This is a genomic window from Roseovarius sp., from assembly GCF_030373445.1.
In the GTDB taxonomy this organism is placed as follows: Bacteria; Pseudomonadota; Alphaproteobacteria; order Rhodobacterales; family Rhodobacteraceae; genus Roseovarius.
The window spans coordinates 1-22342 of sequence record NZ_JAUCYU010000016.1; the positions used below are offsets into that span (position 1 = coordinate 1).

Sequence of the window (22342 nt, forward strand, 5' to 3'; positions counted from 1 at the left end):
GTCTGCAATGTTATGCCACCGCCGACCTGGGCAATATCGCCTATGAAAGCGAGGCCGCCGACGGGATGATCGTCGACGAGGGCGTGATCGTCGAGATCGTGACGCCCGGCACCGGCACGCCCGTGGCCCCCGGCGAAGTCGGCGAGGTGGTGGTGACCACGCTGAACCCCGACTATCCGCTGATCCGCTTTGCCACGGGTGATCTTTCGGCGATCATGGAGGGTGCAAGCCCTTGTGGTCGCACGAATATTCGGATCAAGGGCTGGATGGGCCGGGCCGACCAGACCACCAAGATCAAGGGCATGTTCGTGCGCCCCGAGCAGGTGGCGGCGCTGGTGTCGCGCCATGACGGGATTTCCCGCGCCCGGGTCATCGCCAGCCGCGAGGGCGAGATGGACGTCATGACGGTGCAGATCGAGGCCGATGGCGGAGAGCCGGAAACCTATGCCGGGGCGGTGGCCGATACGCTCAAGCTGAAGGGGCGGATCGAGATTGTCGCCAAGGGCAGTCTTCCAAACGACGGCAAAGTCATAGAGGATCAGCGCAGCTACGAGTGAGCCACGACAGGGAGGTGTCGTCGCATGTTTCGATTGTGTTCCGGGCTGGTAACGGCCCTATGTCTTGCCGCGTCTGCCGCGCAGGCCGAGGATCTTGCGCTTCTGCTTGGTGACCGGGGACAGGCCAGCGCCTATCGCGATGACGATGGTGCGGGGGCCGGGGATTTCCGCGATGCGCTGACCCAGGCCGGGTTCCGGGTGGTCGAGCCGCCGGACCGGGATATCCGCTCGATGCGGCTGGCCGCGGTGAATGTCGAAACCGCGCTGGCCGAGGGCGAGGTCGACCGGCTGGTGATCGTGGCCATGGGCCCGTTCGCCACCGACGGGCTGGACAGCTGGATCCTGTCGAACAACGCGCAGGGCATGAAGCGGGTGATGGCCGGGGCGATGGGCATATCGCTCAACGCGCTGAGCGCGATCGCCGAGCAGCAGGGGGTGCCGACCGTCATCATGGTGGCGCCGGGCATGTCGCCCGATGGGCTGGCGCCGGGGCTTCGGCCGCGGCCGCGGGCCTTCCGGAAGGCGGAGGGGCTGACCTATATCACCGGCCCGTCGCCCGCGCTGGCCGACATGCTGGCAGGCTCGGTTCTGCTGGAGGGCGTGTCGTTCGCCGAGCTGGCGCAGACCGCGCCCGATGGCGTGCGGGTGGACGGCAACCTGGCCAGCGATGCCGGGCTCATGGGCCCTGCCACGATGCCGCCCTCGGAAGAGGCGGTGGAGACCGGGTTCTGGCAGGCGGTGCAGACCTTCGACACGATATCGGCCTACCGGACCTACCTGGGCGAGTTCCCCGAGGGCACGTACGTGGCCGAGGCCGAGGAGCGGATCGCCTATCTCACCGACGAGCCCGAGCGCGAGGCGAAGTCGATCGAGGAGGGGCTGGGCCTGTCGCGGGAGGACCGGCGCGAGATCCAGCGGAACCTCGCCCTGATCGGGTTCGATCCCAAGGGCATCGACGGGATTTTCGGCCCCGGAAGCCGCGCCGCGATCGGCGACTGGCAGGCCGAGAACGGGTTCGGCAAGACCGGCTACCTGACCGGCAACCAGCTTTTGCGGCTGCGCGACCAGGCCCAGGCCGAGGCGCGGCGGCAGGAAGAGGAAGCCCGCCAGCGCCGCGAGCAAGAGGAGCGCCGCGACCGGGCCTATTGGCAGGACACCGGCGAAGCGGGCGGCGAGGAGGGCTTGCGCGCCTATCTCGACCGCTATCCCGACGGGCTGTTCGCCGACGAGGCGCAGGCCCGGCTGGACGAGATCGAGGCGGTGAAACGCGAGGAGGCGGAGCGCGAGGAACGCGAGGCGTGGGACGCGGCGCGCAATGCCGACAGCGCCGAAAGTTACAGCGCCTTCCTGAACACCTATCCCGACAGCACCTTCGCCAGCGCCGCGCGGGCGCGGCTGAACGAGCTGACCGACCGGCAGGAGAACGCCGCCGAGATCGAGGCGGCCCGGGCGCAGGAGCGGCAGTTCACCTCGACCCTGATCGCGCGGGTTCTGATCGAGCGGCGGCTGGGCAGCCTTGGCACCAACCCCGGCGCGGCGGATGGCAATTTCACCCGCCAGACGCGCCGGGCGATCCGGCAGTTCCAGCGCTCGCGCAACCTGCCGGTGACCGGGTTCATCTCGCAGGCGACGATGGTGCAGCTGATGGCCGGGCGGTAGCGCCCGGCCCCTCAGAACCGGTTGGCGTCGTAGGGCGCAAGGTCGATATTGGGCGGCTGGCCGTCGATCAGGGCGGCGACGATGCGGCCTGTCTTGGGCCCGGCGGTAAGGCCGACATGCTGATGCCCGAAAGCGGCATGGACGCCGCTGCCATTGATCTCGCCGATCAAGGGCAGGCTGTCGGGGGTGGAGGGACGGAACCCCATCCATTCCTCGACACCCTCGTATTCCAGCGCCGGAAACAGGCGTTTGACCTTGCGCGCGATCAGGTCGCGCGGGCCGCTGGAGGGGCCGCGCGTGGTATCGCCCAGCTCGACCGTCCCGGCGCAGCGCAGGCCCGAGGCCATCGGGTTCGCCGCGAACTTGCCCTGCGTCAGCATCATCGGGTTCTTCGGCATCTGCGACGGGCCTTTGAAATGCAGGTGGTAGCCGCGTTCGGCCACCAGCGGCACCCGCAGGCCCAGCTTGCGCATCAGCGGTTTCGACCAGATCCCGGCCGCCAGCACCGCGCGGTCGCAGGGCAGACGGCCCGCACTGGTGAGGATGGCCGTGACCTTGCCGCCCTGGAGCTCGATATCCTGTGCCTCGGCCTGGCGGTAGGTGCCGCCCTCGTCCTCCAGCACCTTGGCCAGCGCCTCCATGTAGGCGCCGGGGTTGAGGATGTGGCCGTGATCCTTGAGCACCGCGAGAAGGCCGGTTTCCGGCCCGAGGATCGGCTCGGCCTCCTGCACGGCCGGGCCTTCGATGATCTCGGGCGTGAACCCGGCGCGGCGCTTGGTCTCCCAGCTTGCGGCGTCGGCCTCGAAGGCCGCGCGGCTGGCATAGGCGTAGGTCAGCGCGCTGTCGGCGATCCAGTCCTCGGCCTGCGTGCCTTTCGTCAGGGCGCGGTGCTGGGCGACGCTGTCGGTAAGGATATTGGCGAGCGCGCCGCTCATGTGAACGTTGCGCTCGGGCGTGGCGTTGCGGAAGAACTGCCAGAGCCACGGCGCGAGGGCGGGCCACGCGCTCCACTGGAAGAACAGGGGCGAGTCGGAGCTGGTAAGGTACTTGAAGGCACTCTTGCGCAGATCGGGCGTGTTCATCGGCACGATCGCCCATTGCGCCAGCAGCCCGGCATTTCCGTAGGAGGCCCCGGCGCCGGGATGGTCCTTGTCGATCAGGGTGACGGTGTGCCCCGCGCGGCGCAGCCAGATCGCGGCGCTGAGGCCGCAGATCCCGGCGCCGATCACGATGATGTCGAGTGGTTTGGGCATGTCCCGTCTCCCGCAAGCTTTTGCACATAAGCGCAAGGTTCATACGGGGGCAAGGGCCTCGAACGGCGCGCCGGTGGCAGCCATGGCGATTCGGGTATTCTTGGACAGGGGAAAGCCGGGGTCAGCGCGGGAAGGCGGCAGCGAGGGCGATCTCGACCATGTCGGAGAAGCTTTGCTCGCGCGCCTCGGCCGAAAGCGCCTCGCCCGTCTGGAGGTGGTCGGAGACGGTGCAGACGGCCAGCGCGGCGGCCCCGTGGCGGGCGGCGACGGTGTAGAGCTCGGCCGCTTCCATCTCGACCGCGAGGATGCCGTGGCGGGTCATCTGCTCGGTCAGGTCGGGGCGCTCGTCATAGAACGTGTCGGAGGAATAGAGGCTGCCGACATGGGTGCGGGTGCCCTTGGCCCCGGCCGCGTCGACGGCGGCGCGCAGGAGGGTGTAATCGGCGGAAGGGGCGAAGTTGACCTCGCGCAGCAGGGTCGAGGAAGGCGTGGTGGTGCTGCTGGCGGTCATCGCGACGATCACGTCGTTGAGCTGCACATGCGCCTGCATCGCCCCGCAGGAACCGATGCGGATCAGGCGCCTGGCGCCGTAGTCGCGGATCAGCTCGTTGGCGTAGATCGACAGGCTGGGCATGCCCATGCCGGAGCCCTGGACGGTGACGGGATGGCCCTGCCATGTACCGGTGAAGCCCAGCATGCCGCGGGTGGCGTTGACCTGTCGCACGTCCGACAGGAAGGTTTCCGCCGCCCATTTCGCCCGCAGCGGGTCGCCCGGCATCAGGACGCATTCGGCGATATCGCCCGCGGAGGCGCCGATATGGATGCTCATCCCCGGCCCCTTAAGAGCGGTTGTACTTGATGAAGGGGGTCAGCACGCCGATCCGGTCGTAGAGCTGGCGGGCGGTGGTGTTGAAATCCTGCGTCATCCAGTAGACGGCGGGGCGGCCGGCGGCATCGGCTTCGGCATAGACCGCCTCGATCAGCTTGCGGCCGACGCCGGTGCCGCGCACGGACGGGTCGGCGTAGAGGTCCTGCAGGTAGCAGACCTTCTCGATCCGCCAGTTATGGGGATGGTAGATGTAGTGGACGATGCCCGCGGGCGTGCCGTCGACCAGGGCCAGCAGCCCGTTCTGATCGGGGTGGTCGGGCGAGCAGAGCCGGTCGAAGGTGGTGTCGTAGACCTCCTGCGCGACGGCGGTTTCGTAGAATTCTAGATAGGCTTTCCAGAGCGGTGCCCAGTGCGGCTTGTCTGCGGGTTCGAGCGGGCGGATGGTGACGGTCTGGGTCATGGGCGTGCCTTCGCGAAAGGGGTTTCTCCCGGTTCTAGACCATGTTCGACAGGCCCGATAGGCCCGGCGAGAGGCATTTTTTCGCCGAGGGGTTTGCGAATATGGGGTATCATCGCCATGTGCCACGAAGCGGTGCGGGGAGAGGCCCTGACCCGCGAGGCAGAAAAGGGAGACACCCATGAAATTCGGATCGACGCTGACGATGGTGATCGCCGCGGCGAGCATCGGCCTGAGCGGGCCGGCGCTGGCGCAGGATCAGTCGCAGGAGGAGACGCAGGACCAGGCGCAGAGCCAGGCCACCGATCAGGCCACCGACGCGGCCGTGCCGGAGGTGCCGGAGATCGCCGCCGAGGACGTCACGCAAGGGCAGATCGCCAGCTTCGTCAACGCGATGATCGCGCTGGAGCGTATCCGGGCGGAATACCTGCCCCAGATCCAGGCCGCCGAGACCGACGACGAGCGGCAGGCGCTGGCCGCCGAGGCGGACGAGGCCGCCAAGGCCGCCGTGACCAAGACCAAGGGCATCACGCCGGGCGAGTACCTTGCCATCGGCCGCGCCGCGCAGGGCAACCAGGAGCTGGGCGAGAAGATCAATACCCGGATCGTGGAACTGCGCGAGAAGCAGCAGCAAAAGCGCAAGCCGCTGCAGCAGCCCAACTCGAGCGAAGACGGTTCGAGCGAGGGCGAGACGGTCACCCAGTAAGACCCGGGCCGGCGGCGGGTTACTCCGCCGCCACCGCCTGCGGGTCGGCGAGGGTCACGATATCCATCATGATGGTGTTGAGCTCGAAATCCTTGGGCGTGTAGACCCGCGCGACGCCCATTTCCCGAAGGCGCCTGGCATCTTCCTCGGGGATGATGCCGCCGACGATGACGGGAATGTCGCCCAGCCCCGCCTCTTTCATTCGGGTCATCAGGTCTTCCACCAGCGGAATATGCGAACCCGACAGGATCGAGAGGCCCACAACGTGGGCCTGCTGTTCCTGTGCGGCGGTGACGATTTCCTCGGGCGTCAGGCGGATGCCCTCGTAGTTGATGGCCATCCCGCAGTCGCGGGCACGATAGGCGATCTGCTCGGCGCCGTTGGAATGGCCGTCGAGACCGGGCTTGCCGACGAGGAAGGAGAGCCGCCGGCCAAGCCGGTCCGACACCGCGTCGACGGCGGTGCGCAGGTCGTCGAGCCCTTCGGTCTTGTTCGACGGGCTGCCGGAAACGCCGGTGGGGCCACGGTATTCGCCGTAGACGGCGCGCATCTGCTCGGCCCATTCGCCGGTGGTAACGCCCGCCTTGGCCGCGTTGATCGAGGCGGGCATCACGTTCTGGCCCATCGCCGCGGCTTCGCGCAGGGCGGACAGTGCGGCTTTCACCGCGTCCTCGTCACGCTGCTCCCGCCACTGGTTGAGGCTTTTGATCTGGTCGGCCTCGACGCCCGGGTCGACCACGAGAATGCCGCCGTCTTCCGATTGCAGGGGCGAGGGTTCGCCCTCGGTCCACTTGTTGACGCCGACGACGACGGTCTCGTTCCGCTCGATCCTATTGAGGCGGTCGGCGTTGCTGTCGACGAGGCGGGATTTCATGTACTCGATGGAATTGATCGCGCCGCCCATGCTGTCGAGATTGGCGAGCTCGTGGCGGGCGCCGTCCTTGAGCGCCTCGACCTTGGCATCGACCGCCGGGTTGTGATCGAAGAGGTCGTCGAATTCCAGCAGGTCGGTCTCGTAGGCGAGGATTTGCTGCATCCGCATCGACCATTGCTGATCCCACGGGCGAGGCAGGCCGAGGGCCTCGTTCCACGCCGGAAGCTGTACGGCGCGGGCGCGGGCTTTCTTGGACAGCGTCACCGCCAGCATCTCGATCAGGATGCGATAGACGTTGTTTTCCGGCTGCTGCTCGGTCAAGCCGAGGGAGTTGACCTGCACGCCATAACGGAAGCGGCGGAATTTCGGGTTGTCGACGCCGTAGCGGGTTTCGAGGATCTCGTCCCAGAGGTCGACGAAGGCGCGCATCTTGCACATCTCGGTGACGAAGCGGATGCCGGCGTTGACGAAGAAGGAAATGCGGCCGGCGAGCACGGGGAAGTCTTCCGCCGGGACACGAGGTTTCAACTCGTCCAAAACGGCGATGGCGGTGCCCAAAGCATAGGCCAACTCCTGCTCCGGCGTCGCGCCGGCCTCCTGCAGGTGGTAGGAGCAGACGTTCATCGGGTTCCACTTGGGGACGGCCTTGTAGCAATACTCGGCCACGTCGCCGATCATCTTCAGCGAGGGCTTGGGCGGGCAGATATATGTCCCGCGCGAGAGGTATTCCTTGATCAGGTCGTTCTGCACCGTGCCGGTCAGCTTCGAGACATCCGCCCCCTGCTCCTCGGCCACGGCGATGTAGAGCGACAGGAGCCACGGCGCGGTGGCGTTGATCGTCATCGAGGTGTTCATCTCCTCGAGCGGGATCTGGTCGAAGAGCGTGCGCATGTCGCCGAGGTGGCAGATCGGCACGCCGACCTTGCCGACCTCGCCGCGGGCGAGCACGTGATCGCTGTCGTATCCCGTCTGGGTGGGCAGGTCGAAGGCCACGGAAAGCCCCGTCTGCCCGCGGGCGAGGTTCGAGCGGTAGAGCGCGTTCGAGGCTTCGGCCGTGGAGTGACCGGCATAGGTGCGGATTAGCCAGGGGCGGTCTTTCTCCGGGGCGGTCTTGGCGTCTTGCTGCGTCTGCGACATGGGGCGGCCTCGTGAATCGGATTGCGCAATTTTGTTACGTCGGGCCCTAGATAGCTGGAAGATTATGAGCGTGTCAATTCGCTGCGTTGCGGCAATCCGGCTTCGGCGCCGGGATGCTGCACCGCATTTCCGTGCTGCTGCGGAAGCCGAAGAGATGGTGCAGGGGGCCGATATGGGTGACATCCCCGGCGACGAAGCCGTGCCGTTCGTAAAGCGCGCGGGCGCGCGGGTTGCTGTCGATCACGTCGAGGCGGATGGAGGAGAGCCCGTCTGCCGCCGCCCGCGCCTTGACCGCCCCCAGAAGCGCCGAGCCGACGCCGCGGCTGCGGGCCTGTTCATCGACGAAGATGCCATCCATCAACAGGGTATCCGGGGCGACGCGGCGCTCGAGAAACGACAGCGCCCCGCCCCGCCACAGCGCGCCGGGCCAGCCGTAGACCCGGGCGAGGTCGCGCCAGCCGCCGCCGACCAGCCCGCCCCGCGCCGTCTTGAGCCCCGCCAGCCCCAGGAGCCGCCCGTCGCGGTCGCGGGCGGAAATGGCGAAATCGGGGTGAAGGGCGGCGGAGAGGAAACGGAGCGCCTTGTCCTCGGGCGCCAGCACCGGGCCCAGCTTGCCGCTGAAGGCCTGCCAGAAGAGACGGGCGGCATGGGGGCGCTCGGCCCGGTCGAAACCGGGTGTCAGGATCGGTGTCACGGTGTCTGGTCCATCGGCCATGGCCCTGATAAAGCTTGTCGGCAAGTGAAGTGCAAGGATCAGGCATGACTTCGACCGTCGAACTGCCCCTCTGGCTGTTTGTCCTGATCGTGCTGTTCGCCGCGGTCACCTTCGCCTCGCATTTCCTCTTTCCGTCGGTGCGGTGGTTCTTCCGCCGGCGGATGGAGCGGGTGGTGGCACGGCTGAACGAGCGGCTGGCGCGGCCGATCGAGCCGTTCAAGCTGGCCCGGCGCTATGACATGATCCAGCGGCTGATCTATGACCCCGAGGTCGCCCGCGCGATTGCCGATCATGCCGCCGAACAGGGGATTCCCGAGAACGTCGCCTTCGAGCAGGCCAAACGCTATGCGCGCGAGATCGTGCCGAGCTTTTCCGCGACCGCCTATTTCGGCTTTGCCATCAAGGCCGCGCGGTGGTTGAGCCAGTCGCTCTACCGTGTGCGGCTGGGGCATTACGACGAGGAGGAGTTCCGCCATGTCGACCGCGAGGCGACGGTGGTCTTCGTGATGAATCACCGCTCGAACATGGATTACGTGCTGGTCACGTGGCTGGCGGCCGAGCGGACGGCGCTGACCTACGCGGTTGGGGAATGGGCAAGGGTCTGGCCGCTGAGCCGGCTGATCAAGGCGATGGGGGCGTATTTCATCCGACGCCGGCCGCGCAACGAGCTCTATCGCCGGGTGCTGGCGCGCTATGTCGGTATGGCGACGGCGGGCGGCGTGACGCAGGCGATCTTTCCCGAAGGGGGCCTGTCGCTTGACGGGGCGCTGGCGCCGCCGCGGCTGGGGTTGCTGAAATACATCGTGGAAGGGCACGAGAGCGGCGGGCGCGACGTGGTCTTCGTGCCGGTGGCGGTGAATTACGACCGGGTGTTCGAGGACCGGGTGCTGGTGGCCGCCGGGCAGAGGGGCGACCGGCGGTTCCGGGCGCGGATCAGCGTGGTGGCGAAGTTCATCGTCAGGCAGTTCTGGCTGCGGCTGACGGGGCGGTATCACCGGCACGGCTATGCCTCGGCCAGTTTCGGCGCGCCGCTGTCGCTGGAGGCGTTCGAGGCCGAGACGCCGGGCGCCACGATCGAGGATCTCGGCCGCCGCCTGATGACCCGGATCGGCGAGGAAGTGCCGGTGCTGCCGGTGCCCGCGGTGGCGCATGTGCTGACGCAGGCGGAGGGGCCGGTGAGCCGGGCCGAGCTGGAGCGGCAACTGGGCGAGATGGCCGTGCAACTGCCGCAGGCGCATGTGCACCTGCCGCGCGACGATGCGGCCTATGCCGTGGAGGTGGGCCTGCGCAACCTGCGCAAGCGCGGCATGCTGGTGGAGACCGAGGCGGGGATTACGGTGACCGAGGAAGACCGGCCGATCGTCGCCTATTACGCGAACTCGATCGCGCATCTACTTTGCGGGCGCAGCGACTGACGCGCAACTTTCTGCAACTGCGAGGTTATAAAGTTACCGAATTTGCGTTCGAGGCATTGCATTGTTGCGCGGAGGATTATATTCCACCCTCGAAGGCCGTGATTCTGCATTGCGGCAAATTCTTGACTCAAGGAGGCTGAGGATGGCCCTGGACACCGAGACCGGCATCGCGCCCTACGACGCGCCCGAGAAGGACCTTTACGAGGTGGGGGAAATGCCGCCGCTGGGATACGTGCCCAAGCAGATGTACGCCTGGGCCATTCGGCGCGAGCGTCATGGCGAGCCCGACAAGTCGTTCCAGGTCGAGGTGGTCGACACCTGGGAGATCGACAGCCACGAAGTGCTGGTGCTGGTGATGGCCGCGGGCGTCAACTACAACGGCGTCTGGGCGGGCCTTGGCCAGCCGATCAGCCCGTTCGACGTGCACGGCCAAGATTACCACATCGCCGGGTCCGACGCCTCTGGCATCGTCTGGAAAGTCGGTGACAAGGTGAAGAACTGGAAAGTGGGCGACGAGGTCGTGATCCACTGCAACCAGGACGATGGCGACGACGAGGATTGCAACGGCGGCGACCCGATGCTCTCGCCGACCCAGCGGATCTGGGGCTACGAGACCGGTGACGGCTCTTTCGCGCAGTTCACCAAGGTGCAGGCGCAGCAGCTCATGCCGCGGCCCAAGCACCTGACATGGGAGGAAAGCGCCTGTTACACGCTGACGCTGGCCACCGCCTACCGGATGCTGTTCGGCCATCACCCGCATGAGCTGAAGCCCGGGCAGAACGTGCTGGTCTGGGGCGCGTCGGGGGGCCTGGGGTCCTACGCGATCCAGCTTGCCAATACGGCGGGCGCGAACGCCATCGGCGTGATCTCCGACGAGGACAAGCGCGAATTCGTGATGTCGATGGGCGCCAAGGGCGTCATCAACCGCAAGGATTTCGACTGCTGGGGGCAATTGCCCATCGTCAACAGCCCGGAATACGGCGCCTGGCTGAAAGAGGCGCGCAAGTTCGGCAAGGCGATCTGGGACATCACCGGCAAGGGCGTGAACGTGGACATGGTCTTCGAACACCCTGGCGAGGCGACCTTCCCGGTGTCGACGCTGGTGGTGAAGAAGGGCGGCATGGTGGTGATCTGTGCCGGGACCAGCGGCTTCAACACCACGTTCGACGTGCGCTACATGTGGATGCACCAGAAGCGCCTGCAGGGCAGCCACTTCGCCCACCTGAAACAGGCCGCGGCCGCCAACCGCCTGATGATCGAGCGGCGGCTCGACCCGTGCATGTCGGAAGTGTTCCCGTGGGCCGAGATCCCGCACGCGCACATGAAGATGAAGCGCAACGAGCACAAGCCGGGCAACATGGCCGTGCTGGTGCAGGCGCCCAAGACCGGGCTGCGCACCGTCGAGGACGTGCTGGAAGCGGGCAAGTAAGCGGCCCCTTTCCGCAAAGGCAGACGCCCGCGAATCGGCTTCCCGGTTCGCGGGCGTCGTGCGTTTCGGGGGCGCCGGTTGGGCGGAATCAACGGCTTGGAGAGGGGCACCCCGCTATTTCGGGGGAGGGCGAAGCGGTGAGTATGGTGAAAGCCCTGACCGTGCTAGGGTTTGGTTAATCGTTCTTTAAGGCTCATCGTGGAGGTTCGGCATGGAAACCGAATGGATACTCGACGTACTCGCCGACCTCAGGACTTTCGCCCACCAGAACGGCCTTCCGGCCCTGGCGGAGCAGATTGACGAAACATGCCTGCTGGCGGCGGTCGAGATTGCATCGACTGCGGAAGGATTGCCCGGTCATGAACGTGGCACCGCCGGCAAGGATGGAACGGCTGCTGACCTGCTTGGAGAAAGCGTCTGACCCGGGCGAGCTTCAGGAGGCCATCGTCGCGCTGCGCGATCACTTCCGCGTCGATCACCTCGCCTATCACTGGCTGAGCGCCGATGGCGCCACGTTCTCGGTGGGCACCTACCCGCCCGAATGGCTCCGCCGCTACCTCGAGCGGGATTACCTGCGCATCGACCCGGTGGTGCTGGGCTGTTACCAGCGCTTTCACCCGGTCGACTGGAAGCGGCTCGACTGGTCCGGCAAGGCGGTGCGCGCCTTCTTCGCCGAGGCGCGCAAGCACGGCGTCGGCAATCAGGGCTTCTCGGTCCCGCTCAGGGGGCCGAACGGGCAGTTCGCGCTGTTCACCGCCAACCACGACTGCGACGACGAGGCATGGCGCGCCTTCACCCAGGCGCATTGCCGCGAACTGATCCTGATTGCGCATGATTTCAACCGCAAGGCGCTGGAATTCGAGCCCGAGCGCGCCGCGGCGGGCAAGACCCTGGCGCTCAGCCCGCGGGAGGTGGATGCGCTGACGCTGCTGGCGCTGGGATACGGCCGGGCACAGGTGGCCGAGACGCTGGCGATCTCGGAACACACGCTGCGGGTCTATATCGAAAGTGCACGCTTCAAGCTTGGGGCGATCAACACCGTGCATGCCGTGGCCCGGGCGCTCAGCCGGGGGCTGATCTTCGTGTGAGGGGGGCGGGGCGGCGTTCGGACTGTCGCTTTCGCTGGCATGGCTTCGGGCGCGCCGTTAGGGTCGCGCCATGACCGCGACCGCACTCACATATTCCGAAGACCAGGCCGAGGCCCATGACCGCATCACCGCCATGCTGCAGGGCGCGGGCGTGGACCTCGAAGAGGGGCTGCTGACCCCACCACGCGAGGGCAAGCAGAACGTGATGGCCGTGATCGGCAAGGCCGGCTCGGGCAAGACGCTGTTGCTGGCCGCGCTCTACCACGCGCTGGAGGAGGCGGGCGTCGAGGTGGTCTCGGGCGATTACGAGGGCCGGCGCCGGCGTGACCGGCGGACGCTGGCCATTCTCGCGCCGACCAACAAGGCGGCGAGCGTCCTGCGGATGCGCGGCGTGCCCGCGACGACCATTCACCGCATCCTCTACACCCCCGTCTATGACCCGGAATACGAGAAGATCGCCGAATGGTTGGCCGGCAACGGCGACAAGCCCGAGATCGAGGGGCTGACCGAACAGGCGCTCGACCGGGCGCATGCCTTCTTCCAGACCAACAAGTCGATTCCCGGCGCATTGGCGGCGGCGGGGCTGCGGGGCTCGGATTTCATCACCGGCTGGAAACGGCGGGAGGAGCCGCTGGATATCGGCTTCGTCGACGAGGCCTCGATGCTCGATACCAAGCAGTTCGAGGATTTGCAGGAGATCTTCCCGACGCTGCTGCTGTTCGGCGACCCGGCGCAGTTGCCCCCTGTGAAGGGCGAGGGCGGCGGCATGGTGTTCGACACGCTCGCCGCGCCCGCCAAGCTTGAGCTGCACCGCATCCACCGGCAGGATGCCGACAACCCGATCCTCGACCTGGCCCATGCGCTGGGCGATCCGGAGGTCGGCTTCGAGGATTTCGAGCGGCTGGTGCAGGAGAAGGCGCAGCGCGACGAGCGGGTAAGCTGGGCGCAGCGGGTCGAGGTCGACCTGATGGCGCGCTCGCCCGTACTGGTCTGGCGCAACGCCACGCGCATCCGGCTGATCAACGCCTTCCGCGCGGTGCATGGCGCACCGGAGACGGAGCTGCTGGAAGGCGAACCGCTCATCTGCGACGGGATCGAACTGCCGCTCAAGCACCGCAAGAAGCGGTTGGATCTCGAGGCGCGCGGCCTTATCAAGGGGGCGCAGGTGATCTATCTCGGCCCCGGCCGCAAGCCCGGCTTCTCGCGGCTTCACGTGATCGGCGCCGAGGACCCGCAGCTCAGCGCCGCGTCGATCATCAAGGTCGAGAAGCCGGACGAGGAGGAGCCCTTCATCCCCTTCGCCGCCAATCTCGGCGCCACTTTCCTGCACGGTGCGGCGGTGACGATCCACAAGGCGCAAGGGTCGCAATGGCCCGATGTGCAGGTGTTCGCGCCGGATATCTACGCCGCCGCCCGCATGGGGCGGAGCGAGGCCGGGCAACCCTTGTGGAAACGGCTGGCCTATGTCGCCATCACGCGGGCCGAGGAGCGGCTGCACTGGGTGGTGCGCAACCGGCTCTCGAAGCCCACCGGGCCGCTTCGGGTGGATGACCTGCGCACCGCGCCGGTGCCGCTGACACTGGAGGGAGAGACGGAGACATGAAGACGATCGTGATCACCGGCGCAAGCTCGGGCATCGGCCGGGCGACGGCGGAGGTGTTCCTCGAGGCAGGCTGGCAGGTCGGGCTGATCGCAAGGCGCGCCGACCGGCTGGAGGAGATGGCCGGGCAGTATCCGAACGCCATCCCCCTGCCCGTCGACGTGACGGATGCGGCGGGGATGGAGGCGGCGTTCGACCGTTTCGTGCAACAGGCCGGGCGGCTCGACGTGCTGTTCAACAATGCCGGGATGTTCGGGCCGGCGGGGCCGATAGACGAGATCCCGCTCGACGGGTTCGAGCAGGTGATGAACGTCAATATCCGCGGCATGTTCATCGCCGCCCGGCTGGCCTTCGGCCATATGCGGCGGCAAAGCCCGCAAGGCGGGCGGATCATCAACAACGGCTCGCTCTCGGCGCATAACCCGCGGCCCGGTTCGGTCTGCTACACGCTGTCGAAACACGCGATCACCGGGCTGACGCGAAGCCTGTCGCTGGATGGGCGGGCGTTCGACATCGCCTGCGGGCAGATCGATATCGGCAATGCCCGGTCGGAGCTGGTGGAGGAGCTGAACGCCCGCGCGCTGGAAGCCGACCCGAACGTGGTGCTGATGCCGATGATGGAGGTGGGCGAGGCCGCCCGCTCGGTGCTGCACATGGCCGAGATGCCGCCCGAGGCGAACGTGCAGTTCATGACGGTGATGGCAACGAAGATGCCCTATATCGGCCGCGGCTGAGGGCGTCAGGCGACGCAATGGCCGGGCACGGCGAGCTTGTGGAAAAGCTGCGGGTGAACGGTGACGCTGTCGGGGTAGCGGGCGATGCGGCCCTGGAATTCCGGGTTTTCGAAGGCCGCGCGGAAATGGGCGACGCTTTCCCAGACGGCGTAGTTCAGGAAGGTCGCGGCGGGGCCGACGGCGCGGTGCAGCTGGGTCGAGATATAGCCGGGCTGGCGCTTCATGAACTCGGCGTCGTGCGACCATGCGGCGATGAGGGCCTCCTCGTCGCGCGGGTCCGCGGTGAAGAGATTGACGAGGACGACCGGCGCCGCGTCGCTGTCGAGCTGGTCGGGAAGGCGGGTGATGCCGTCGAGCGGGGCGAGTTTCGCCATGGCGGTTACTCCGTGGGGCTGGTGGATTTGCAGCGGTGGGTGATGTCGGAAAGCAGGGCCGTGAGCCGGGTCAGCTGATCCGGCGCCAGCCCTTCGGACAGGCGGTTGGACCAGTCGATCTGCCGCGCCTCGGCCTGTTGGTAAGCGGCCTGCCCGGTTTCGGTCAGCACGACCAGCACGGCGCGTTTGTGGTCCGGGTTGTCGGCGAAATCGACCAAACCGGCGTTGTACAGGTCGTTGATGACACGCTGCACCGCCTGCCGCGAGAGGCCCATGCGGCGGGCGATCTGGGCGACGGAGAGCGGCGTGCCGGTCATCGCCACGGCGCCAAGCACCTGCCAGCGGGCCGAGGTGAGGCCGATATCGCGCACCAGCGTGTTGCCGGCCTCGAGCAGGGCGCCGTTCAGTTCGAACACCTGGAGGATCAGGTCGGTCAGGCGGGCGCCGGCATCTGTGTGTGACTGATTCATGTCAACACACAACCATATTGACAATATGTTGTCAATTAGGCGGAAAGAAAGGCCGGCCCTCCCGAGAGCGCCGGCCCCTATCAGCTCACGCGTAGTTCCCCTTCACCCGCTCCTTGGTCGGGTCGAAATGCGGGTAGGGCACGACTTTCGCTTTCAGCCGCTTCTGCTGGCCGTCGAGCTGGCCCACCTCGATCTCGGTGCCGTGCTCGGCATGGGTCACGTCGACCCGCGCCAGCGCGATGTTCTTGCCGAGAATGGGCGACTTGAGGGCGCTCGTGACCTCGCCCACCTGCGCCTTGCCGATGCGAAGGCAGTCGCCGGGCGACGGCACCAGCCCCGCCTCGACTTCGAGGCCCACCATCTTGCGCTGCGGGTGGGCCTTGCGTTCCTCCAGCGCGGCGCGGCCGATGAAATCGTCGTTCTTCGACTTGAGCGGCACGGTGAAGCCGATCCCGGCCTCGAACGGGTCGGTCTGGTCGTCGAACTCGGACCCGGCAAAGATCAGCCCCGCCTCGATCCGCACCATGTCGAGCGCGGCAAGGCCGAGGGGCGTCAGCCCATGCGGCTCGCCCGCCTTCCAGATCGTGTCGAACACCTCCTCCGCATCCTTCGGGTGGCAGAATATCTCGTAGCCCAGCTCACCGGAATAACCGGCGCGGCCCAGCACGATCGACGTGCCGTCGAAATCATGCAGCCGCGCCGGGGTGAAGCGGAACATGCCCAACTCCTCCACCGTCGGCTTGTCGGGCGCGGTCCAGAGGATGTCCTTCAGGATATCGCGCGACTTCGGCCCCTGTACCGCGACGTTGTGCAACTGGTCCGTCGAACTGCGCACCCAGGCGTTCAGCCCCAGCTTCTGCGCCTGCTCGCGCAGCCACAGGCCGGAGGTGTCGTTGCCGCCGACCCAGCGGAAATTGTACTCGCCCAGCCGGAACAGGGTGCCGTCGTCGATCATCCCGCCGTGGTCGTAGCAGATGGCGGTATAGACCAGTTGCCCCACCGCCAGCTTCTTGACGTTGCGGGTCACGCAATACTGCATCAGCTTCTCGGCGTCGGGCCCCGTGACCTCGTACTTGCGCAGCGGCGAGAGGTCCATGATCGCCGCCTTCTCGCGGCAGGCCCAGTATTCGGCGACCGGCCCGTGGTTGGTGAAGCTGTTGGGCAGCCAGTAGCCGTTATATTCGACGAAATCGCGCGTGTGGCGGGCAAAGCAGGCGTGAAAGCCGGTTTCCTTGGTCTGTTCCAATTCTGACTCCGCAGATTTCCGGTAGCCGACGGAGCGGCTGAAGGTTTCCGATGCGCCGTAGGTGCGCACCTGGATGTCGGTGGGGTTCCACCCGTTGGCCTGGTCCACGTCGCAGGGGCAGGCCGTCGAGACGCAGACGAGGTCGGTCAGCGCCTTCAGCAGCACGTAGTCGCCGGGGCGCGACCACGGGTCGTCCATGCCGATGGCGTTGGTCTCGTCGAGCATGGTGTTGAAGAAGAAGTTGATCGCGGGCCAGCCGGCGCGCGGGCGGACATTGTATTGCGCGAGGTCCTTGTTGATGTTGTCGGAACAGTTGACGTGGCCGGGATAGCCCAGCTCCTCGTAATACCGCGCCGTGCAGGCCAAGCCGAACGTGTCGTGCCGGCCGCAGGTATCCTGAACGATCTCGACCAGCGGCTGCTGATCGACATTCCAGTATTTCGAGAAGATGCCGGGGGTGGGGTAGACGAGGCCCATCAGCGTGCGGGTGGTGGTCGGGTCGATTTCCCGCTCGAGCCCCTTGTCGAGGTCGCGCAGGGCGAAGGCCTGGAAATCCGAGCACTCGCGGCCCTGCACGTCGAGTACCTGGATGTACTCGCCCTTCTTCACCTCGTAGCTTTTGGCGTTGCCCGGCTGGATGTTGATATCGTGGATCGGGTCGGCCAGCGGGTCGGGCGGGGCCATGCCGCCCTTGCCCTCGCCGGGGTTGGCGCGGCGGATATAGAGGATCAGCTCGGTCGGCGGGTTCTGCGTCTCCGGCGCCATCGGGCCGCCGGGCGACGCCACGATCAGCAGCCCGTCGCACTCGGCATGGAAGGTCGCCATGTCGCCGGGGTTCGAGCCGTCGGAAAAGACGCGGATCGCCTGCCCCTTGCCGAGGTCGAAGCCCGCCTTGTCGAGCGCCTTTGCCACCTTCGCACCAGAGCGCGAGCCATTGGCCAGCACCGAGATCACGCCATCGGGGCGGCCGTGGCTGGTGGCGCCCAGCATCGCGGCGTCTGACACACCGTCAGGCTTGAAGAACACCAACTCGCCCTTCTGAAGCCCCTCGCGGTCGAGCACGGAAATCTCGTCGCCCTTGTAGACCGGCACGGCGCGAGAGCCGCCGCCGGGCACCGGGTGGCGTTCCGTGCCGTGGGGCAATATCGGCAGGCCGGGCGTGATGACGCCCGCCCGCTCGTACGGGGTTTCGAACACCGGGGTTACGGTCATCAGGTCTCCTCCAGTTAGTCCTGATCCAGATCGTCGATCGTGCCGCGATGGGTGACCACCAGCCGACAGCCCGAATGCGAGACCGAGAAATGTGCCGACCCGCCCGAGAGCGAGACGAAATCGCCTGCCCGGTACATGTGGCCGTCGCAATCTTCAAGATCGCCCTCCACCACGTAGAACTCCTCCGGCCCGTTGTGGCGGTGCGGGTTGCAGCGGGTGCCGGGCGCCATGATCATCAGGTAGCTGCCCTGCCCCGCGGCCTCGTCATAGGAGATGTTCTTCCACCAGACATCCTCGTCCGGCAAGCCGGGCATCGGCATCTTGACGAAACCGGTGCGCTCGAAATTGATGACGTTGCGGTGATCTGCGAGTGTTCCCATCAGCCCAGTCCCAATGCTTCCTTGCGTTTCGCGGCCCAGCGGGTGAGCGCCATGTCAAAAGTCAACGCCATCAGCGAGACGTTGATCCCGAGGACGAAGTTCTTGCCGAGGTCGGTGCCCGCCAGCGTGCGCTGAAGCTCTTGCCCCAAATCCTGCGTGCCGATGAAGGCGGCGATGATCACCATGAAGAAGGCGAACATGATCGCCTGGTTGAAGCCCACCGCCATCGTCGGCATCGCCAGCGGCAGTTGCACGCTGAGCAGCTTCTGGCGTTTCGTCGCGCCGGACATGTCGGCGGCCTCGGTCATTTCCGGCGGCACGCCGCGGAGGCCCTCGATGGTATAGCGGGTCAGCGGCACGGTGGTGAAGATCACGATCGACAGCACCACCGTCACGTCCGAGACGCCGAACAGCATGATGGCGGGCAGCAGGTAGATGAAGCTGGGAAAGGTCTGGGCGGTGTCGCAGATGATCAGCATCCGCCGCGACCACTTGGCCGAGCGTGCGGCGAAGATGCCCAGCGGGATGCCGATGAACATCGACAGGATCACCGCCGAGATGACCGAGTAAAGCGTTATGACCGACCGGTCCCACCAGCCGGTGAAGGCGATGATGGTGAAGAAGACGGCGGCATAGATCGCCGGCCGCTTGCCGCCCACGCCCCAGGCAAAGGCCACCATCAGCAGGATGAAGGCCGAGGTCGGGATCCACAGAAGCGCGTTGCGGAAGGGGATGAGCACCCAGACGTTGAGCACGTAGCGGATGCCCCCGGTGATCGCCTGGATCAGGTCGATATCGAGGACCCACTTGATGACCTTGTCCATTTCGCGCCCGACCGAGAGCGACTGGCGGCGGCCGACCTCGTCGAAATACTCGACCACCTGCGCAAGCCCGAAGAAACCCACGAAAACCACCACGGCCAGCAGGATGTACTTGTGCCGGATGTACCATGGCGTGCCCCGCTCGTGATGTTCAGGCAGCTTGACGACCCAGGCTTTCGACAACTGGTCGAGCATGATGGCGACCAGCACGATGGTGATGCCGATCTCGAAGGAGCGGCCCAGCTTGAAGCTGTTCATCATCGCCAACAACTTGCCGCCAAGGCCGGGCATGCCGATGAAGGCGGTGAGAACCACCATGGCGAGGCAGAGCATGATCACCTGGTTCACGCCCACGAGGATCTCGGTCCGGGCCGAGGGGATGAAGACACGCGTCAGCATCTGCCAGCGGGTGCTGCCGGCCATCTTGCCGGCCTCGACGATCTCGGGCGGCACTTTCTTCAGGCCGATGGTGGTCATCAGGATCATCGGCGGGGTGGCATAGATCGTGGTGGCGATGGCGCCCGCCGTCGGCCCCACCTTGAAGAAGATCACCGCGGGCAAAAGGTAGGTGTAGAACGGCAGGGTCTGCATCACCGCCAGCAGCGGCTTGATCGCGTTGTCGAACGACTTCCACTTCCACGCGGCGATGCCGGTGACAAGGCCGATCGCGAAGCCCAGCGGCGCGGCGACGGCCAGCACCGAGAGGGTTTCCATGGTGATTTCCCACTGTCCCATCACGGCAGTCCAGACAAAGGTGCCGCCCGCGAGAAGCGACATCTTCCAGCCGCCGAGGTAATAGCCGATCACCGCCGCCACGGCGGCGATCGACGACCACGGCAGCGGGTCGTCGAGGTAGGGCCAGCGGTATTTCCCCTCGAGCAGGTTGGCCGTGGCGCCCAGCAGGAACTCCAGCGGGCCTTCGGCGAACCAGCGGGTGAGCTGGTTGATATGCAGCGTGTCGATGACGATGACGTTGAAGAAATAGTCGAGCCACTGGGCCAGCGGCGGAATCCACGCCTCGGGCAGGCGGACCAGGAAGTCGGGCAGCACCGGCTTGGCGAGGCACAGCACGAGGGCGGCGCCAAGCAGGACCTGGAGAACCCTGTCCTGCGTGGCGGCGGTGTCGCGGGCGGGTGTGCTGACGGCGAGGTCGGCCATCTCACTGGTCCCCCAGCAGCACGTCGAGCGCCTTGCGCCGTTCCAGAACGCCCATCAACGTGCCGTCCTTCGCCGTCACCGGCAGATGATCGCGCGTGTCGTTCACCAGTTGCCGGGCCAGTTGCAGGATGGTCATGTCGCCCTGTACCGGCTCGCCCTCGGGCGCCTGGCCGTTGACCGGGGCGGCCAGCACGCCGGCATGCACCACGCGGGCCTTGTCGATATCCTCGGTGAACTTGCGGACATAGGCCGTCTGGGGGTTCAGCACGATCTGGTCGGGCGTGTCGCATTGCTCGATCGCGCCGTCCTTCATGATCGCGATACGGTCGGCAAGGCGCAGCGCCTCGTCGAAATCGTGGGTGATGAAGACGATGGTCTTGCCCAGCATGTCCTGCAGGCGCAGGAATTCGTCCTGCATCTCGCGGCGGATCAGCGGATCGAGCGCCGAGAAGGGCTCGTCGAGAAACCAGATATCGGGCTCGATGGCGAGCGAGCGGGCGATGCCCACGCGCTGTTGCTGGCCGCCCGAAAGCTCGCGCGGGAAGTAATCCTCGCGCCCTTCGAGCCCCACCAGCTTGATCACCTCGAGCGCGCGTTCGCGCCGCGCGTGCCTGTCCTGCCCGCGCATTTCCAGCGGGAAGGCCACGTTTTCCAGCACGGTGCGGTGCGGCAGCAGGCCGAAGGACTGGAACACCATGCCCATCTTGGACCGCCGCAGCTCGATCAGGTCGTTCTCGGACAGGGCCATGATGTCCTGCCCCTCGACCTCGATCGTGCCGCCGGTGATGTCATGCAGGCGCGAGAAACAGCGCACGAGGGTGGATTTGCCCGAGCCCGACAGGCCCATGATCACGAGCATCTCGCCCTTGGCCACGTCGACCGAGACATCCTTGACCCCTGCGATATAGCCATCGGCGCGGATCTGGTCGTAGCTGTGCCCCTCGGGCATGGTTCGCAGGTACCCCTTCGGATCGGGGCCGAAGATCTTCCAGGCGTTGCGGCAGGAAATGACGGGGGGTTCGCTGGTCATGTTCGGTTTATCCCTGGCTGGTGCAGGCCGATGGTACGGCATGCCCGCGAAGTGACCAAATCGCCCGTGCGGCATGTGCGAACCGGGCGACTGGAGCGATGGAAACGCCCCTGCCCGGCGCAGCGGCCGGACAGGGGTCGGAGAGGCGGGTCAGGTGGCGCCTTCCGGCATCCACGCTTTCCAGACGTCCTCGTTCTCTTCCAGCCAGATCTGGGCGGCTTCTTCCGGCTCGTACTCGTCGATATCGACCAGCTTGGCCATCTCGGCGATCTGGGCGTTGGTGAAGGAGATCTTGGTCAGCACCTCGTAGGCGTTCGGCCACTTGTCCTTCATCCCGTCCCAGGCGGCCTTCTTCAGGTAGCCGTCGGCGGGGTTGCCGCAATCATAGAGCGCGTCGGGGTTCGGGCCCTTCGCCGGATCGGTGTCGCAGCCGTCTTCCCATTCGGGGAACTCGACGAATTCGCCGGGCCAGACCGCTTCGGCGAAGTTGGGCGTCCAGTTGAAGACCAGCACCGGCGTCTTGTCCGACTCGGCCGCGCCGATATGCGCCCAGAGGGCGGCGGCGGAGCCCGCGTTCTTCACCACGTAGTTCAGGTCGAGCGCCTCTGCCCGTTCCTTGCCGTGCTTGAGCCAGTCGACCGGACCGTCGAGGAACAGCCCCTTGTCGCCCGTCTCGGCGGTGGCAAAGATGTCGGCACAGTCGTTGAGCGCCTTCCAGTCGGGCAGGCCCGGGCAGGCATCCTTGGTCCACATCGGGTACCACCAGTCTTCGCGCGTTACGGCATCATGGTCGCCCGCGTCGTGCAGGCCGCCCTTTTCCAGCGCCGTGCGGAACGAGGCGCCGAACGCGCCTTCCCAGACCTCGAGCTCGAGCGCCACGTCGCCGAGGCGGACCGATTCGTACACCGCCTGGCTGTCGGTGGTGACGAATTCGACGTTGTTGCCCATCATCTCGTACATCTGGCCGACCACGTGCGACATCACGATCTGGCTCGACCAGTTGTGAATCGGGATGACGATCGGCTCGGAACTGTCTTCCTGCGCCATCGAGGCGGTCGCCGTGGCAAGGCCAAGGGCCGCCACCGACACGATTTTCGTTAGTTTCATGTTAACTCCCCATTGCGGTTCGAGCGCCCGGTTTGTCCGGGCCGCTTCTTTCAGCAGGGGCAGTATCGCAAACATCCGGGCCGGTTCTGAT

Annotated in this window: 20 protein-coding genes and 1 pseudogene; 9 read left to right on the forward strand and 12 right to left on the reverse strand. The window is 66.5% G+C overall.

The features are described 5' to 3' along the window. Positions 1-557, forward strand: a pseudogene (locus QUV18_RS22240) (phenylacetate--CoA ligase family protein); the annotation flags it as partial. A gap of 24 nt (positions 558-581) precedes the next feature. Beyond that, positions 582-2216 (forward strand): peptidoglycan-binding domain-containing protein, encoded by a 1635-nt coding sequence (locus QUV18_RS22245; RefSeq protein WP_300896359.1) that lies wholly within the window; start codon positions 582-584, stop codon positions 2214-2216. 11 nt (positions 2217-2227) lie between these two features. Here the strand turns inward: QUV18_RS22245 and QUV18_RS22250 are convergent, their stop codons facing one another. The 3 genes from QUV18_RS22250 to QUV18_RS22260 all read right to left on the reverse strand — a co-directional run bounded on the left by QUV18_RS22250 (position 2228) and on the right by QUV18_RS22260 (position 4758). Then, on the reverse strand, positions 2228-3469 hold the full coding sequence (locus tag QUV18_RS22250; RefSeq protein ID WP_300896360.1) for an FAD-binding oxidoreductase: 1242 nt from the start codon (positions 3467-3469) through the stop codon (positions 2228-2230). A 121-nt stretch (positions 3470-3590) separates the two neighbouring features. Next, positions 3591-4298, reverse strand: a complete 708-nt coding sequence (gene deoD / locus QUV18_RS22255) for a purine-nucleoside phosphorylase (RefSeq protein ID WP_300896361.1) — start codon at positions 4296-4298, stop codon at positions 3591-3593. A gap of 10 nt (positions 4299-4308) precedes the next feature. Then, on the reverse strand, positions 4309-4758 hold the full coding sequence (locus QUV18_RS22260) for a GNAT family N-acetyltransferase (RefSeq protein WP_300896362.1): 450 nt from the start codon (positions 4756-4758) through the stop codon (positions 4309-4311). A 178-nt stretch (positions 4759-4936) separates the two neighbouring features. On the opposite strand from QUV18_RS22260, the gene QUV18_RS22265 reads away from it, so the two are divergent. Next, the gene (locus QUV18_RS22265) at positions 4937-5461 is read left to right on the forward strand and encodes a DUF4168 domain-containing protein (RefSeq protein ID WP_300896363.1); all 525 of its coding nucleotides are present in this window, start codon (positions 4937-4939) and stop codon (positions 5459-5461) included. A 19-nt stretch (positions 5462-5480) separates the two neighbouring features. Here QUV18_RS22265 and QUV18_RS22270 read toward each other — a convergent pair whose 3' ends face one another. Beyond that, positions 5481-7472 carry a protein meaA gene (locus tag QUV18_RS22270; protein WP_300896364.1) on the reverse strand — a complete coding sequence of 664 codons (1992 nt, stop codon included), beginning with the start codon at positions 7470-7472 and terminating at the stop codon, positions 5481-5483. A gap of 73 nt (positions 7473-7545) precedes the next feature. Continuing rightward, positions 7546-8187, reverse strand: a complete 642-nt coding sequence (locus tag QUV18_RS22275; RefSeq protein WP_300896365.1) for a GNAT family N-acetyltransferase — start codon at positions 8185-8187, stop codon at positions 7546-7548. 44 nt (positions 8188-8231) lie between these two features. Here QUV18_RS22275 and QUV18_RS22280 point away from each other — a divergent pair, with 44 nt between their 5' ends. The 6 genes from QUV18_RS22280 (at position 8232) to QUV18_RS22305 (ending at position 14453) form a co-directional block, all read left to right on the forward strand. Then, positions 8232-9602: a 1-acyl-sn-glycerol-3-phosphate acyltransferase gene (locus QUV18_RS22280; RefSeq protein ID WP_300896366.1), complete on the forward strand. Its 1371-nt coding sequence runs from the start codon at positions 8232-8234 to the stop codon at positions 9600-9602. A 142-nt stretch (positions 9603-9744) separates the two neighbouring features. Further along, on the forward strand, positions 9745-11031 hold the full coding sequence (gene ccrA / locus QUV18_RS22285) for a crotonyl-CoA carboxylase/reductase (protein ID WP_300896367.1): 1287 nt from the start codon (positions 9745-9747) through the stop codon (positions 11029-11031). Between the two features lie 211 nt (positions 11032-11242). Next, positions 11243-11452, forward strand: a complete 210-nt coding sequence (locus QUV18_RS22290) for a hypothetical protein (RefSeq protein ID WP_300896368.1) — start codon at positions 11243-11245, stop codon at positions 11450-11452. Continuing rightward, entirely contained in the window at positions 11391-12119 is a 729-nt protein-coding gene (locus QUV18_RS22295; RefSeq protein ID WP_300896369.1) for an autoinducer binding domain-containing protein, read from the forward strand. Before QUV18_RS22290 ends, QUV18_RS22295 begins: the two co-directional genes overlap by 62 nt. Positions 12120-12189: 70 nt before the next feature. Beyond that, on the forward strand, positions 12190-13722 hold the full coding sequence (locus QUV18_RS22300) for an AAA family ATPase (protein ID WP_300896370.1): 1533 nt from the start codon (positions 12190-12192) through the stop codon (positions 13720-13722). Continuing rightward, positions 13719-14453: an SDR family oxidoreductase gene (locus tag QUV18_RS22305; protein ID WP_300896371.1), complete on the forward strand. Its 735-nt coding sequence runs from the start codon at positions 13719-13721 to the stop codon at positions 14451-14453. Before QUV18_RS22300 ends, QUV18_RS22305 begins: the two co-directional genes overlap by 4 nt. 5 nt (positions 14454-14458) lie before the next feature. On the opposite strand, the gene QUV18_RS22310 is transcribed toward QUV18_RS22305, so the two are convergent. The 7 genes from QUV18_RS22310 to QUV18_RS22340 form a co-directional block, all read right to left on the reverse strand. Then, the gene (locus QUV18_RS22310; protein WP_300896372.1) at positions 14459-14827 is read right to left on the reverse strand and encodes an antibiotic biosynthesis monooxygenase family protein; all 369 of its coding nucleotides are present in this window, start codon (positions 14825-14827) and stop codon (positions 14459-14461) included. A gap of 5 nt (positions 14828-14832) precedes the next feature. Then, on the reverse strand, positions 14833-15297 hold the full coding sequence (locus QUV18_RS22315; protein WP_300896373.1) for a MarR family transcriptional regulator: 465 nt from the start codon (positions 15295-15297) through the stop codon (positions 14833-14835). Positions 15298-15382: 85 nt separating this feature from the next. Next, positions 15383-17755 (reverse strand): aminomethyltransferase family protein, encoded by a 2373-nt coding sequence (locus tag QUV18_RS22320; RefSeq protein ID WP_300896374.1) that lies wholly within the window; start codon positions 17753-17755, stop codon positions 15383-15385. A 14-nt stretch (positions 17756-17769) separates the two neighbouring features. Continuing rightward, positions 17770-18135: a cupin domain-containing protein gene (locus QUV18_RS22325; protein WP_300896375.1), complete on the reverse strand. Its 366-nt coding sequence runs from the start codon at positions 18133-18135 to the stop codon at positions 17770-17772. Next, on the reverse strand, positions 18135-20114 hold the full coding sequence (locus QUV18_RS22330; RefSeq protein ID WP_300896376.1) for an ABC transporter permease subunit: 1980 nt from the start codon (positions 20112-20114) through the stop codon (positions 18135-18137). Before QUV18_RS22330 ends, QUV18_RS22325 begins: the two co-directional genes overlap by 1 nt. 1 nt (position 20115) lies before the next feature. After that, positions 20116-21144: a betaine/proline/choline family ABC transporter ATP-binding protein gene (locus tag QUV18_RS22335; RefSeq protein ID WP_300896377.1), complete on the reverse strand. Its 1029-nt coding sequence runs from the start codon at positions 21142-21144 to the stop codon at positions 20116-20118. 150 nt (positions 21145-21294) lie between these two features. Further along, positions 21295-22191 carry an ABC transporter substrate-binding protein gene (locus QUV18_RS22340; RefSeq protein ID WP_300896473.1) on the reverse strand — a complete coding sequence of 299 codons (897 nt, stop codon included), beginning with the start codon at positions 22189-22191 and terminating at the stop codon, positions 21295-21297. Positions 22192-22342 lie beyond the last annotated feature (151 nt).

Coding starts and splice junctions, on each gene's coding strand:
- QUV18_RS22245 (WP_300896359.1), top strand. CDS start 582: ATGTTTCGATTGTGTTCCGGGCTGGTAACGGCCCTATGTCTTGCCGCG.
- QUV18_RS22250 (WP_300896360.1), bottom strand. CDS start 3,469: ATGCCCAAACCACTCGACATCATCGTGATCGGCGCCGGGATCTGCGGC.
- deoD (WP_300896361.1), bottom strand. CDS start 4,298: ATGAGCATCCATATCGGCGCCTCCGCGGGCGATATCGCCGAATGCGTC.
- QUV18_RS22260 (WP_300896362.1), bottom strand. CDS start 4,758: ATGACCCAGACCGTCACCATCCGCCCGCTCGAACCCGCAGACAAGCCG.
- QUV18_RS22265 (WP_300896363.1), top strand. CDS start 4,937: ATGAAATTCGGATCGACGCTGACGATGGTGATCGCCGCGGCGAGCATC.
- QUV18_RS22270 (WP_300896364.1), bottom strand. CDS start 7,472: ATGTCGCAGACGCAGCAAGACGCCAAGACCGCCCCGGAGAAAGACCGC.
- QUV18_RS22275 (WP_300896365.1), bottom strand. CDS start 8,187: ATGGCCGATGGACCAGACACCGTGACACCGATCCTGACACCCGGTTTC.
- QUV18_RS22280 (WP_300896366.1), top strand. CDS start 8,232: ATGACTTCGACCGTCGAACTGCCCCTCTGGCTGTTTGTCCTGATCGTG.
- ccrA (WP_300896367.1), top strand. CDS start 9,745: ATGGCCCTGGACACCGAGACCGGCATCGCGCCCTACGACGCGCCCGAG.
- QUV18_RS22290 (WP_300896368.1), top strand. CDS start 11,243: ATGGAAACCGAATGGATACTCGACGTACTCGCCGACCTCAGGACTTTC.
- QUV18_RS22295 (WP_300896369.1), top strand. CDS start 11,391: ATGAACGTGGCACCGCCGGCAAGGATGGAACGGCTGCTGACCTGCTTG.
- QUV18_RS22300 (WP_300896370.1), top strand. CDS start 12,190: ATGACCGCGACCGCACTCACATATTCCGAAGACCAGGCCGAGGCCCAT.
- QUV18_RS22305 (WP_300896371.1), top strand. CDS start 13,719: ATGAAGACGATCGTGATCACCGGCGCAAGCTCGGGCATCGGCCGGGCG.
- QUV18_RS22310 (WP_300896372.1), bottom strand. CDS start 14,827: ATGGCGAAACTCGCCCCGCTCGACGGCATCACCCGCCTTCCCGACCAG.
- QUV18_RS22315 (WP_300896373.1), bottom strand. CDS start 15,297: ATGAATCAGTCACACACAGATGCCGGCGCCCGCCTGACCGACCTGATC.
- QUV18_RS22320 (WP_300896374.1), bottom strand. CDS start 17,755: ATGACCGTAACCCCGGTGTTCGAAACCCCGTACGAGCGGGCGGGCGTC.
- QUV18_RS22325 (WP_300896375.1), bottom strand. CDS start 18,135: ATGGGAACACTCGCAGATCACCGCAACGTCATCAATTTCGAGCGCACC.
- QUV18_RS22330 (WP_300896376.1), bottom strand. CDS start 20,114: ATGGCCGACCTCGCCGTCAGCACACCCGCCCGCGACACCGCCGCCACG.
- QUV18_RS22335 (WP_300896377.1), bottom strand. CDS start 21,144: ATGACCAGCGAACCCCCCGTCATTTCCTGCCGCAACGCCTGGAAGATC.
- QUV18_RS22340 (WP_300896473.1), bottom strand. CDS start 22,191: ATGGCGCAGGAAGACAGTTCCGAGCCGATCGTCATCCCGATTCACAAC.